Raw genomic sequence first — 12,238 nt, 5'->3', positions numbered from 1 at the left:
GTGACGATCAGGCGAGAGCTGCGAGCGTGCGCTGCGGCACGAGAGGGAAGACCTGCTCGGCGATCCGATCGAGCTCCTCGTCGAGCGGCGACGCCTGGATCAGCAGCAGCGTGATCCCGGCATCCGCATAGTCGTGGATGCGCTCGGCGACCTGCTCGGCCGTGCCGACGAGGTTCGGGCGAAGGCCTCTGGTGCCGACCGAGTACTCGCGACGGGTGAGCTCGAGCGACAGCTTCGAGTTGCGCTGGAACTCCTCGAACGACGCGTACCCGGGGGAGTCGGGGTCGACGGTCGTGATGCGGTCGAGCTCGCGCTGCGCCTCGGCCTCGGTGTCTCTGACGATCACATATGCCGGCATCCCGAACTCGGCGATCGGGCGACCGTGCAGCCGATCGGAGCGCGCGTTCATGTCGGTCACGTTGGCGCAAACCTCATCGAGGGTGCCGCCGTGCATGACGTAGGCGTCGGCGAAGCCGGCGATCGACTCGCGCCCCGCTTCGCTCTCGCCACCGGCGAAGATCACGGGATGGGTCGAGGGCTTCGGCTCGACGATCGTCCCGTCGAGGGCATAGTGCGAACCCTGGAACGAGTACGGCGTCTGCTCCCACAGGCCGTTCAGCACCGTCACGAATTCCTCGGCCTGCACGTAGCGCTCGTCATGGGTCGTGAACCGTCCACCGAACTGTCGGGCCTCCTCCGCCCACCACGCGGCGACGACGTTGAGGGAGACGCGACCAGGGGCGATCTGATCCAGCGTCCCGACGGTCTTCGCGAGCACGGCCGGGAGGTGGAAGCCGGGGCGCACGGCTGTCATGACACGCAGGTGCTCGGTGACGGCGAGGATGGCGGCCGACAGCGACCAGGCCTCCAGGCTCGGTGCGTCGGTGCCCTTGCGGTCGTTGAGGTAGAGCTCCGGCACGAGCGTGGTGTGGAACCCGAGGCGGTCGGCCTTCACCGACACCTCGCGGATGTACTCCCAGGTGGCGGCCATCCGGCCCTCATCGGTGACGTTGCGCAGGAATCCGCCGTAGACGGGGGTCCAGTATCCGAGATCGATTGCCATGAGAGCTCCTTCTGTCAGACCAGTGCGAGCGCGTGGTCGAGGTCGGCGATGAGATCGGCCGGGTCTTCGAGCCCCGCCGACAGCCGGATCGTCGTGAGCGAGATGCCTGCGGCGGCCCGCTGCTCGGCGGTGAGGTGCGAGTGCGTCATGGACGCCGGGTGGTTCACGAGGCTGCGCGCGTCGCCGATGTTCGCCACGAGACGGATGACCCGCAGCGAGTCGATCACACGCGCGACGCTGCCCTGCGTCTCGGCATCGAGCGGGACGGCGAGGTCGAACGAGAAGACCGAGGGGCCTCCTCGCGGCAGGTAACGCTGGGCGAGTGGATGCCAGCGGTTGCCCTCGAGCCCGGGATGGTGCACGGTCGCGACCGCCGGATGCCGCTGCAGGTGCTCCGCGAGCGCGAGCGCCGTGGCGGTCTGCCGCGCCACCCGCAGGTCGAGCGTCTCGACGCCCTGCAGGATCTGCCAGGCGTTGAACGGCGAGAGCGAGGGGCCGAGGTCGTGCACGTACTTCGACTTCACGAGGGCCGCGAACGCCTGACCGCTGCCGAAACGCTCCCACAGGGTGAAGTCCCCGACGCGTGCGTAGGGCTCGGTGAAGTGCGGCCAGCGCGCGGGCTCGCGGCCGAAGTCGAAGGTGCCCTGGTCGACGACCACACCGCCGAGAGACGTGCCGTGGCCGCTGAGGAACTTGGTCGCGGAGTGCACCACGAAGTCCGCGCCGTGCTCACCCGGTCGCACCAGATACGGTGTGCCGACGGTGTTGTCGATCACGAGGGGCACACCGGCCTCGTGCGCGATGTCGGCGACGGCACGGATGTCGAGGACCTGGGCGATCGGGTTCGCGATGGACTCGGCGAACAGCACGCGCGTCTCGGGCCGGATCGCGGCGCGCCAGGCATCGGGGTCGTCCTGATCGACGAAGGTGACCGGGATGCCGAAGTCGTCGAAGGTCTCCTGAAGCAGATCGACCGTGCCGCCGTAGAGCTGGGTGGCTGCGACGATGTGACCTCCGCGGCCCACGAGCGCGAGCAGGGTCACGGCGACCGCCGCCTGGCCTGACGCCACGGCCACCGCCGACGCCCCGCCCTCGAGCGCGGCGATGCGCTCTTCGAGGATCTGCTGGGTCGGACTCGCGTTGCGGCTGTACAGGTTGCCGGCGGTACGCAGCGCGAACAGGTCTGCGGCATCGGCGAGCGAGGCGAACTCGTACGCGGCCGTCTGATAGATCGGCGGGACGGCGCTGTTCTGCGGAGTCCCCGGGGTGTAGCCCGCCTGGATCTGACGCGTGGAGAACTCGGTCATGCGGTCGCCACCGCCGCCGTCTGGTGGCTGCGGACGATCTCGGCGTGCACGTCACCGCCGCGCAGGCGTTCGAGCCACTGCACGAGCGCCGCCGCGACGCTGCGGTGCGACTGGTCGTTGAGCGCGTCGTGCAGTCCGTCGACGGTCTCGACGATCTCGAGGTCGGGAACGGCGCGCAGCGCGTCGATCACCTGTGGCAGCGGCGACACGGCGTCGGCGCCGCCGTGCACGGCGAGCACGGGGACCTCGATCGCCGCGAGGTCTGCGGGAGCCGGGAGCGGCTCGGCCGGAGCGACGTCGACCGAGGTGGCCTCGCTGGCCAGCACGCCCAGGTGCAGCGGGCACGCCGTGCGCTCCTCGGCGGACGGCAGGTCGAGCTCGGCATCCACCAGGGTTCCGGCGACGACCGCTGCCTCGACGGAGACGCCCTGCGCAGCGAGACGGAGCACGGCGGATGCTCCGGCATCCGACCCGACGAGCACTCGCGGGGTGTCGGTGGCCTCGGATAGCCAGGCGCTCGCGGCATCGGCATCCTCGTCGAAGACGGCGACGAGGTAGCCGTCCGAGCTCAGACGGCGGCCGAAGCGCTCGTACACGCCTGCGCGCTCGCCGCGTCCTGTGACGAGGGCGAGCGTGCCGCGGACGCGAGCGGGAGGCGTCCAGAGTGCGGGGGAGGAGGTCGTGGTCATGCCCCCATCCTCCGATCGGCCACCGACATGCACGGAGGATGTGTCGCCGTGTTGCGGTCCGTTTCGCTGCGCTTCTGTGGCGGTTGGCGGTCGGATCCGGGCGCTCATACTTTCGGGGGCATGACCGAACCCCTCATCATCGGCGCCATGGTGCGCACGCTCGGCGCGTACCCGTCCGGTTGGCGTCAGCCGGGCGCGCACCGCGACCCCTCGGCGGACGCGGACATCCTCCGCCACATCGCGCGCGAAGGCGAGGATGCGGGGCTCGACTACCTGTTCTTCGGCGACTGGCTGGCGACGGGACCGGACCTCGAGTTCCGCGACCCGTATCTGCTGGCGCGCATCGACCCGGTGAGTGCGGTGCTGTTCCTCGCGGGGGTCACCTCGCGGATCGGGCTGATCGCGACGGTGAACACGACCTACGCCGACCCGTATGCGACAGCGCGCTCGCTCGCCTCGCTCGACGTGCTCACTCAGGGTCGCGCCGGCGTGAACCTCGTCACGGGCGCGGAGCCGCGCGCGGCGGGCAACCACGGACGTGACGCGCACGCCGACAACGAGACCCGGTACGACCGTGCCGAGGAGTTCGTCGCGGCGCTGCGCCGACTCTGGGGCTCGTGGAGCGAGGACGCCTGGATCGCGGATGCCGAGCGGGGCGTGCTGATCGACCCCGACGGCCTCCGCGGCGCCGACCTGCAGGGCGCGCATGTGCGGGTCTCCGGTCCGTTGAACGTGGCGCGCCCGCCTCAGGGCCAGATCCCCATCGTGCACGCGGGCACTTCTCCGCGCTCTCGTTCGCTCGCGGCCACCGAGGCCGATCTGGCGCTGATCGCCGCCCCGAACATCGCGGATGCGATCGCCACCCGTCGCGACCTGCGCGATATCGCGGCAGCCGCCGGGCGCTCGCCCGAGACGCTGAAGGTGATCGCTCCCGTGCTGCCGGTCGTCGCTGACTCCGACGCCGAGGCCCACCGCATCGTCGAGCGACTGCTCGCTCTCGTGCCTCTCGCAGAGGGACATCAGCCCGCGCGCACCGCGTTCCCGCCGAACCGGTCGGTCGCGGCGCTCGCCGATGCACTCGGGGTGGCGGCGGACGATCCGCTGCGCGCGGCCGACTTCGATCAGGCCGTCTCGGCGGACGACGCATCCCGGCTGGGCGACGCCGGTGAGGCACTGCTCGACAGGCTCGGCCGAATCGCCGGCGTGCGTGTCGAGGGGCGGGGAACCGGCGGTGCGCTGACCTGGCGTCATCTGGTCGCGGCGCACGCCGTGCCCGCCGCGTTCGTCGTGGGCGACGCCTCGACGATCGCCGACCACTTCGAGACCTGGCGCGGCGAGGGGGCGGCCGACGGATTCAACGTGCTCTCGGCGTTCCAGCCGGCGCAGTTCGAGGCCTTCACCCGGCTCGCCGCTCCCGAGCTCCGTCGCCGGGGACTCCTCGGCCGCGCCGGTGACGGTGCCCGACCGACTCTCAGAGACCGGCTCGGGGTCGGGGCCCGCGACGGCGCCGCATCATCCCTCGCCGCACTCTGAACCGCCGAATCCGTTACGCCGCGTTGCGCCGGGTGACCGGTCATGACGCCTCGTGACAGGTCGCGACTGCGCATGACGACTCCATTCGCGACCGGGGTCGCGGAGTCCCTAGCGTGACCTTCACCCCCGCACACCACGAACCACAGCATCCCTTCTCAGGAGGACCCGCATGACCCGCCGTCTCATCCGCGCAGCAGCCGTGGCGCTTCCGCTCGTCCTCGCGGCGGGCCTCGCCGCCTGCGCATCGTCCCCCGCGCCGTCCGGCACGTCGGCCGCAGCCGGCGACCCCATCACCGGGGGCACGCTGACGTACCTGGAGCACCAGACGTTCACGAACCTGTACCCGCCGCAGGCGGGCTTCTACCCGAACGGCGGCGTGGTCAACAACATCACCGCGCGCCTCACCTGGCAGAACCCCGACTCGCTCGAGATCGAGCCGTGGATCGCATCCGACTGGACCGTGAACGACGACGCCACCGAGTACACCTTCAACCTGAAGCCGGATGTCACGTTCTCCGACGGCACGCCGCTGGATGCCGCAGCGGTCGCGAAGAACTTCGACACCTACGGTCTCGGCGACGCCGAGCGTGGCCTGACCGTCTCGGAGGCGATCAACAACTACGCCTCCAGCGAGGTCGTCGACGAGGACACCGTCACGTTCCGCTTCTCGGCTCCCGCCCCCGGCTTCCTGCAGGCGACGTCGACGATCAACTCCGGACTCCTCTCACCCGAGACCCTCGACGGCACGATCGAGGACTTCGGTGCGGGCAACGCCGAGGCGATCATCGGTGCGGGGCCCTTCACCGTCACCGACGAGAAGCTCGGCACCGAGTTCACCCTGACCGCCCGCGAAGACTACGCCTGGGCTCCGGAGAGCGCCGAGAACCAGGGGCGTCCGTACCTCGACGCCGTGCACGTGCTCGTGACCCCCGAGGACTCCGTGCGCATCGGCTCGCTGCTCGCCGGTCAAGCCGACTACGTGCGCTACGTGCAGGCCTTCGACGAGGACCGCGTCGAGAGCTCGGGCTTCACGCTCTACGCCCCTCAGACCCGCGGAGTGAACAACTCCATCTCGCTGCGTCCCGAGAACCCGCTGCTCACCGACATCCGGGTCCGCCAGGCGCTGGTCGCAGCTGTAGATGCGCAGGAGGTCGTCGACACCCTGTTCACCGAGAACTACCCGGTCGCGACGTCGGTGCTGTCGCAGGAGGCCCTCGGCTACAAGGACGAGTCGGAGCACTACGCCTACGACCCCGACAAGGCTGAGAAGCTGCTCGATGAGGCCGGCTGGGAGCCCGGTTCCGACGGCATCCGCGAGAAGGATGGCGAGCGCCTGTCGATCACCGTCTACGAGGCCGCCCCGCAGCCGCTCTCGAAGCAGACCCTCGAGCTCGTCGCCCAGCAGCTCGCGAAGGTTGGCGTCGAGCTCACGGTGAAGCCCGCCGACGCCGGCTCCTACGCGGCGGACACCCGCGACCCGCTCAAGACCGGCTTCTACCACTCGATGGTCGGACGCGCGGACTTCGACGTTATCAAGAGCCAGTACTACACGAAGAACCGTGACGCGCTGATCTCGAACGACCCCGAGCTCGACGCGCTGCTCGAGGCCGTGGCCTCCGAGCCCGACACCGCCAAGCGGGTCGAGGCCTCGCAGGCCGTGCAGGACTACATCGCCGAGCAGGCGTACGTCATCCCGCTGTTCGAGGAGCCGCAGGTCTACGGCGCCGCCACCTACGTGCACGGTGTGGACTTCGAGTCGGTCGGTCGCCCCACCTTCTCGGGCGTCTGGCTCGCCGAGCACTGAGCCTGACTGACACGGTGCATCGATGAGCTTCGTCCTCCGACGAGCCGGGCAGGCCGCGATCGTTCTGATCGCGGCCTTCACGGCCACGTTCTTCCTGCTGCAGCTGCTGCCGGGCGATGCGACCCTGATCAAGTTCTCCGACCCCAGCCTCGGGCTGTCGCCGGAGCAGCTCGACGGGATCCGCGCCACATACGGTGCCGACCTGCCCTGGTGGCAGCAGTACGTGCACGCGGTGCTGGGCTTCGTGGCGGGCGACTTCGGATACTCGACGCAGTTCGGCACCCCGGTGCGGACCATGCTCGCCGAGGCGCTGCCGTCGACCCTGCTGCTGGCGGCGCTCGGACTCGTGGTGGCGCTGCTGATCGCGGTGCTCGTCGCAGGGCTCTCCTCTCTCGCACCGCTCGCGTGGCTGCGCAACGGCATCCGCCAGGTGCCGGGACTCTTCGTCGCCGTTCCGGTGTTCTGGCTCGGCATCCTGCTGATCCAGGTCTTCTCGTTCGGCCTCGGCTGGGTGCCGATCGTCGGCGCCGACCCGGTCGCGGGGCTCGTCCTGCCGGTGCTCACTCTGGCCGTGCCCATCTCGGCCCCGCTCGCGCAGGTGCTGGTGCGGGCGATCGATCAGGTGCAGGCGCAGCCCTTCATCACGGTCGTCCGCGCCAAGGGTGCGCCGCCGTCGTGGGTCCTCACCCGCTCGGTCGCGCGCAACGCCGCGCTGCCCGCGCTCACGGTCGCCGGCGTGCTGTTCGGAGAGCTGGTCGGCGGCGCGGTCGTCACCGAGACAGTGTTCGGCCGCACCGGCATCGGCCGGCTCACCGAGCAGGCGGTGTCGAACCAGGACATCCCCGTGCTGCAGGGCGTCGTGCTGCTGTCCGCCCTCGGCTTCGTGCTCATCAGCTTCGCCGTCGATCTCGTCACCCCGCTGATCGATCCCCGCCAGCGCGCCCTCTCGAAGGCAGGAGTCTCGGCATGACCGTCGCCGCCATCGCCGCATCGACCGACCCCGCCGTCGAGCCTCCGCAGCAGGATGCCGCGGCATCCGCCCCGAGCAGGCGGGCCCGAGGGCTGCGTTCCCGGCCCTGGGGCCTGTACCTCGCGATCGTCGTCGTGGCGCTCGCGGTGCTCTGGGCCCTGATCCCCGGGGTGTTCGCGCCCGGCGACCCGCTCACCGGCACCCCCGCCGACAAGCTTCTGCCGCCGAGCGCCGCGCACTGGTTCGGCACCGACACCCTCGGCCGCGATCTGTTCGGTCGCGTCGTCCACGGTGCGGTGCACTCGCTCTCCGGCGCTCTCATCGCGGTCACAGTAGGCCTCGCGCTCGGCACCCTCCTCGGAGCGATCGCCGGGGCCCTCGGCGGCGTCGTCGACGACATCCTGATGCGCGTGGTCGACGTGCTGCTCGCCATCCCCGGTCTGCTGCTGTCGCTGTCCGTCATCATCCTGCTCGGGTTCGGAACCGTGAACGCGGCGATCGCGGTGGGCCTCGGCAGCGTGGCCGCCTTCGCTCGCCTGATGAGGTCGGAGGTCGCACGCGTGCGGCGCAGCGAGTACGTCGAGGCGGCGTACGGCAGCGGCGGCACGTTCCTCACCGTCCTGCGGCGCCACGTGCTCCCCAACTCGCTGACGCCGATCGTCGCGCTCGCGGCTCTGCAGTTCGGAACCGCGATCCTCGCGATCTCGACGCTGGGCTTTCTCGGCTACGGCGCACCGCCGCCCACCCCGGAGTGGGGGCTGCTCATCGCGGAGGGCCGCAACTACACCGCCACCGCCTGGTGGCTGACCGCTCTGCCCGGCCTCGTCGTGGTCGCGGTCGTACTCAGCGCCAACCGCATCTCGCACCGCATCGGAAGGAACTCGCGATGACCGTTCTCGCCGTCGACGACCTCAGGGTCTCGTACGCCACCCGCAGCGGTCAGCGCGAGGTCGTGCACGGCGTCTCGTTCGAGATCGCCGAGGGCGAGGCGCTGGCGCTGGTGGGGGAGTCCGGGTCGGGCAAGTCCACGACCGCTCACGCGCTGCTCGGCCTGCTGCCCGCCGGCGGTCGGGTCGAGGGCGGCACCGTGCGTCTCGGCGACCTCGACATCTCAGGGTGGACGGATCGCTCGCTGCGGAGCGTCCGCGGGCCCGAGATCGGTCTCGTCCCGCAGGACCCGGTGACGTCCCTCGACCCCGTGCGCCCGATCGGCGCTCAGGTCGAAGAGGTGCTGAAACTGCACGGGCACCGCGACCGTCGTGCGCGTCGGGCGCGGGTGATCGAGCTGCTCGATCGCGTCGGCATCGACGACCCCGACCTGCGTGTGCGCCAGTATCCGCACGAGCTCTCCGGCGGCATGCGGCAGCGGGTGCTCATCGCATCGGCGATCGCGTTGCGACCCCGACTGCTGATCGCCGACGAGCCGACCAGCGCCCTGGATGCCACGGTGCAGCGCAAGGTGCTCGACCTGCTCGACGAGCTGCGCCGCGACGAGGGGACGAGCATCCTGCTGGTCACCCACGACCTCGGGGTCGCCGCGGATCGCGCCCAGCGCCTGGTCGTGCTCAAAGACGGGCGCATCGTCGAGCAGGGCGCGAGCGAGGCCGTGCTCGCGGCGCCGTCGGACGCCTACACGAAGCAGCTGCTCGCCGATGCCCCGGCGTTCATCACGGGGTTCCGCAGGCCAGAGGCTCCGCCCTTCCTGCGGGATGCGGCGGCAGTGGCCGCCGAGAACCCGTTCGCGATCACCGCAACAGGGCTCGTCAAGGAGTTCAGGGTCGCCGGGCGCGAGCGTTTCCGTGCTGTCGACGACGTCTCGTTCCGCGTCCGCCGGGGAACCACGCATGCGCTCGTGGGGGAGTCGGGGTCGGGCAAGACGACCACCGCGCGTCTGATCACACGGTTCCATCAGCCGGATGCCGGTGCCATCGAGATCGACGGCGAAGACGTGACCGGACTGTCGGGTCAGAGGCTGCGGGCGCTGCGCCGGCGCATCCAGCTGGTCTACCAGAACCCGTTCGCGTCTCTGGACCCGCGGCAGCAGATCGTCGACATCATCTCCGAGCCGCTGCAGAACTTCGGCGTCGGCTCGCGTGCCGAGCGCAAGGACCGGGCGCTCGCGCTGCTCGACCGGGTGTCGTTGCCGAGCGACGTCGCCGCGCGTACTCCCCGCGAGCTCTCGGGCGGCCAGCGCCAGCGTGTGGCGATCGCCAGGGCGCTGGCGATCGACCCCGAGATCGTCGTGCTCGACGAGGCGGTCTCGGCCCTCGACGTGACGGTGCAGGCGCGCATCCTCGAACTGCTCACCTCGCTTCAGGCCGAGCTCGGTCTGACCTACCTGTTCATCTCGCACGATCTGGCGGTCGTGCGCCGGATCAGCCACACGGTCTCGGTCATGCGCCGAGGCCGCATCGTCGAGGAGGGCAACACCGAGGAGCTCTTCCACGCCCCGCAGCACGAGTACACCAGGGAGCTGCTCGCAGCCGTCCCCGGACGAACGGAGCAGCCCGCATGACCACCCCCACGATCGCCTTCTTCACGCGCCTGCTCGACGATGCGGCCCCTGCCGAGCGGTACGCGCTGGCCGCCGAGCAGATCCGGCACGCCGAGCGATACGGCGTCGGCCGAGCCTGGGTCGCCCAGCACCACTTCCGTGCGGCGGAGGGCGGGCTCCCGTCGCCGCTCGTCTTCCTCGCCCACGTCGCGGCGCAGACGTCGCGCATCCGCCTCGGCACCGGCGTGATCACGCTGCCGCTCGAGGATGCGGTGCGCGTCGCCGAGGATGCCGTCGTCGCCGACCTTCTCGCCGGCGGGCGCCTCGACCTGGGCCTGGGAAGCGGAGGGACGCCGTCGTCGTTCGTGCCGTTCGGCGAGGACGTGCGCGACAAGGCGCCGACCTACGACCGCAAGCTCCGCCTGCTGCTCGACGCCCTCTCGGGGCGAGACATCGGCGCCGAGAACACCCTCTATCCGGATGCCGGCACACTCGCCGACCGCATCTGGCAGGCGACGTTCTCGGCACCGGGCGGCCATCGGGCCGGCATCCACGGGCACGGCCTGCTGCTCTCCCGCACCCAGCCGCGGTCGACGGATGCGCTGCACGCGCCGCTCTCGGCGCTGCAGGATCCGATCATCGATGCCTACCTCGAGGCGCTGCCCGGCAGCGTCGCTCCTCGCGTGACCGCCTCGCGCACCGTCTTCGTCGCGGACGATCGGGCCGAGGCCCTGCGCTTCGCGGAGGTCGGACTGCGCCGCGCCGCCGAGGGATTCCGGCGCCAGGGGCAGACGATCCCCGGCGACGACCTCGACGAGCTGATCGTCGCGCTCGACACCCATCTCGGTACGCCCGAGCATGTCGCCGAGTCGCTTGCCGCCGACGCGACCCTGGCGAGGGCCACCGAGGTGGCGTTCCAGGTGCACTCCGTCGACGCACCGCATGAGCACGTGCTGCGCTCGATCGAGCTCTTCGCCGAGCAGGTTGCCCCGGCCCTCGGCTACACCCTCACCGACACCATCAAGGAGAAGGCATGACCACCGACATCGTCGACCAGATCGTAGGGGTGACGCCCGAGCTGGATGCTCTGCGGCGCCGCCGCCCCGTCACCAGGGAGCAACTGCAGGCGAGCTTCGACGCGCTCTTCGCGCCGGTGTCGACGGAGGAGGTCTCGCAGGCCGAGCGCGAGCTGATCGCCGCGTTCGCCACGCGCCTCGCCGGCGACACGGATGCGACGGGCACGTTCTACGCGGACCGGGCGCTGGCGGTGGACCCGCAGCGCGCGACCGTCGTGATCGCCGAGGCCACGGACGCCGCGGTGACGGGACCCTTCGGCTCGTACACCGAGGCGGGCCTGCAGGACGAGAACACCGAGGGCGAGCGCTACACGCCGTCGCCCGAGGTTGCAGAGGTGCTCGGCGAGCGGCTCGCCGCCGCCCTCGCGCACACGCACCTGCTCGTGTTCCGGCCGCGCGAATCCGCAGCCGTCGACATCCAGCGGCTGGTGGATGCGGGGTGGTCGGCCGACGGCATCGTCACCCTCTCGCAGCTCGTCTCGTTCCTCGCGTTCCAGCAGCGCGTCATCACCGGCCTGAGGGTTCTCGCAGCCGCCGGCATCGCCGCGGCATCCGACTCCGAGGAGGAGGCAGCGTGACCGAGCTTCTGCACGACCTTGTGCGCAACGATTCACCGCACCCCGAGGCCTTCACCCGTGCCGAGGTCGGGTGGACGCCCCATCTTCCCCCTCTTGCCGAGGAGGACCTGACCGAGCGCCACTACGACGGACTCGTCGACGCCTCCCGCGCGAAGAACGACTACTTCCGGCTGCTGGCGCGCGACCCCGAGGTGCTCAAGGCGCGCACGCTCGTCGACAAGGACATCTTCTACAACGCCGCTGAGGGTCTTCCGCGTGCGGAGCGCGAGCTGTCGGCGACCGCGGCCTCGCGCCGCAACGGCTGCGTGTTCTGCGCCTCGGTTCACGCGCGCTTCGCGGCGCACCACAGCAAGCGGGTCGACGACGTCGATCTCCTGCTCGACGAGGGTGTGGACGCCGACCTCGGCGAGCGGTGGAACGCGGTGGTCGCCGCCTCCGTCGCCCTCACCGACACCCCGAGCGCCTTCGGCCCCGACGAGATCGCGCGCCTGCGCGCAGCTGGGCTCGACGACCTCGAAGTGGCCGACGTCATCCACGGCGCGGCGTTCTTCAACTGGGCGAACCGTCTGATGCTCTCGATCGGTCGCCCCGTCGCACCTGCCTGAAACAGCGCGAGTTCTGCGCCAGCCCCCTCCGGCCGTCTCGCGGCCGGAGGGGGCTGATCGCTTTTGCGAGAGTATCGGCATACTCCTGCATGTCCTCATATGACGACGTATAGCTTGCT

Annotated in this window: 11 protein-coding genes; 8 read left to right on the top strand and 3 right to left on the bottom strand. The window is 70.7% G+C overall.

From position 1 onward, the window contains the following. Positions 1 to 7: 7 nt before the first annotated feature. Genes ASF63_RS10950 through ASF63_RS10940 form a run of 3 tightly spaced genes read right to left on the bottom strand, consistent with a single transcriptional unit; the run spans position 8 to position 3,059 of the window. Entirely contained in the window at positions 8 to 1,063 is a 1,056-nt protein-coding gene (locus tag ASF63_RS10950; RefSeq protein ID WP_056513607.1) for an LLM class flavin-dependent oxidoreductase, read from the bottom strand. A 14-nt stretch (positions 1,064 to 1,077) separates the two neighbouring features. Continuing rightward, complete coding sequence (locus ASF63_RS10945) at positions 1,078 to 2,370, bottom strand: O-acetylhomoserine aminocarboxypropyltransferase/cysteine synthase family protein (protein WP_056513604.1); 1,293 nt, start codon at positions 2,368 to 2,370, stop codon at positions 1,078 to 1,080. Next, the gene (locus tag ASF63_RS10940; RefSeq protein ID WP_056513601.1) at positions 2,367 to 3,059 is read right to left on the bottom strand and encodes an alpha/beta hydrolase; all 693 of its coding nucleotides are present in this window, start codon (positions 3,057 to 3,059) and stop codon (positions 2,367 to 2,369) included. The genes ASF63_RS10945 and ASF63_RS10940 overlap by 4 nt, the downstream gene beginning before the upstream one ends. 120 nt (positions 3,060 to 3,179) lie before the next feature. Between ASF63_RS10940 and ASF63_RS10935 the strand changes: the two genes are divergently transcribed. The 8 genes from ASF63_RS10935 (at position 3,180) to ASF63_RS10900 (ending at position 12,119) form a co-directional block, all read left to right on the top strand. Then, positions 3,180 to 4,592, top strand: coding sequence for an NtaA/DmoA family FMN-dependent monooxygenase (locus tag ASF63_RS10935; protein ID WP_056513599.1), 1,413 nt, complete (start codon positions 3,180 to 3,182; stop codon positions 4,590 to 4,592). A 169-nt stretch (positions 4,593 to 4,761) separates the two neighbouring features. Continuing rightward, positions 4,762 to 6,396, top strand: coding sequence for a TIGR04028 family ABC transporter substrate-binding protein (locus ASF63_RS10930; protein WP_056513596.1), 1,635 nt, complete (start codon positions 4,762 to 4,764; stop codon positions 6,394 to 6,396). A 22-nt stretch (positions 6,397 to 6,418) separates the two neighbouring features. Then, the gene (locus ASF63_RS10925; protein WP_056513594.1) at positions 6,419 to 7,366 is read left to right on the top strand and encodes an ABC transporter permease; all 948 of its coding nucleotides are present in this window, start codon (positions 6,419 to 6,421) and stop codon (positions 7,364 to 7,366) included. Continuing rightward, positions 7,363 to 8,256: an ABC transporter permease gene (locus ASF63_RS10920; protein WP_157534316.1), complete on the top strand. Its 894-nt coding sequence runs from the start codon at positions 7,363 to 7,365 to the stop codon at positions 8,254 to 8,256. The genes ASF63_RS10925 and ASF63_RS10920 overlap by 4 nt, the downstream gene beginning before the upstream one ends. Next, positions 8,253 to 9,881 carry a dipeptide ABC transporter ATP-binding protein gene (locus ASF63_RS10915; protein ID WP_056513591.1) on the top strand — a complete coding sequence of 543 codons (1,629 nt, stop codon included), beginning with the start codon at positions 8,253 to 8,255 and terminating at the stop codon, positions 9,879 to 9,881. The genes ASF63_RS10920 and ASF63_RS10915 overlap by 4 nt, the downstream gene beginning before the upstream one ends. Next, complete coding sequence (locus tag ASF63_RS10910; protein WP_056513587.1) at positions 9,878 to 10,897, top strand: putative FMN-dependent luciferase-like monooxygenase; 1,020 nt, start codon at positions 9,878 to 9,880, stop codon at positions 10,895 to 10,897. Before ASF63_RS10915 ends, ASF63_RS10910 begins: the two co-directional genes overlap by 4 nt. After that, entirely contained in the window at positions 10,894 to 11,514 is a 621-nt protein-coding gene (locus ASF63_RS10905; protein WP_056513584.1) for a CMD domain protein, read from the top strand. Before ASF63_RS10910 ends, ASF63_RS10905 begins: the two co-directional genes overlap by 4 nt. Then, a complete protein-coding gene (locus ASF63_RS10900) occupies positions 11,511 to 12,119 on the top strand; it encodes an alkylhydroperoxidase domain protein (protein WP_056513580.1) in 609 nt (202 codons plus the stop codon). The genes ASF63_RS10905 and ASF63_RS10900 overlap by 4 nt, the downstream gene beginning before the upstream one ends. Positions 12,120 to 12,238 lie beyond the last annotated feature (119 nt).

The sequence above is a fragment of the Microbacterium sp. Leaf320 genome, from assembly GCF_001423485.1.
Taxonomy (GTDB): Bacteria; Actinomycetota; Actinomycetes; order Actinomycetales; family Microbacteriaceae; genus Microbacterium.
Note: the sequence above shows the minus strand (reverse complement) of the source record. Positions and strands in the feature narration are given on the sequence as shown.

Coding starts and splice junctions, on each gene's coding strand:
- ASF63_RS10910 (WP_056513587.1), top strand. CDS start 9,878: ATGACCACCCCCACGATCGCCTTCTTCACGCGCCTGCTCGACGATGCG.
- ASF63_RS10935 (WP_056513599.1), top strand. CDS start 3,180: ATGACCGAACCCCTCATCATCGGCGCCATGGTGCGCACGCTCGGCGCG.
- ASF63_RS10905 (WP_056513584.1), top strand. CDS start 10,894: ATGACCACCGACATCGTCGACCAGATCGTAGGGGTGACGCCCGAGCTG.
- ASF63_RS10925 (WP_056513594.1), top strand. CDS start 6,419: ATGAGCTTCGTCCTCCGACGAGCCGGGCAGGCCGCGATCGTTCTGATC.
- ASF63_RS10930 (WP_056513596.1), top strand. CDS start 4,762: ATGACCCGCCGTCTCATCCGCGCAGCAGCCGTGGCGCTTCCGCTCGTC.
- ASF63_RS10950 (WP_056513607.1), bottom strand. CDS start 1,063: ATGGCAATCGATCTCGGATACTGGACCCCCGTCTACGGCGGATTCCTG.
- ASF63_RS10945 (WP_056513604.1), bottom strand. CDS start 2,370: ATGACCGAGTTCTCCACGCGTCAGATCCAGGCGGGCTACACCCCGGGG.
- ASF63_RS10915 (WP_056513591.1), top strand. CDS start 8,253: ATGACCGTTCTCGCCGTCGACGACCTCAGGGTCTCGTACGCCACCCGC.
- ASF63_RS10920 (WP_157534316.1), top strand. CDS start 7,363: ATGACCGTCGCCGCCATCGCCGCATCGACCGACCCCGCCGTCGAGCCT.
- ASF63_RS10940 (WP_056513601.1), bottom strand. CDS start 3,059: ATGACCACGACCTCCTCCCCCGCACTCTGGACGCCTCCCGCTCGCGTC.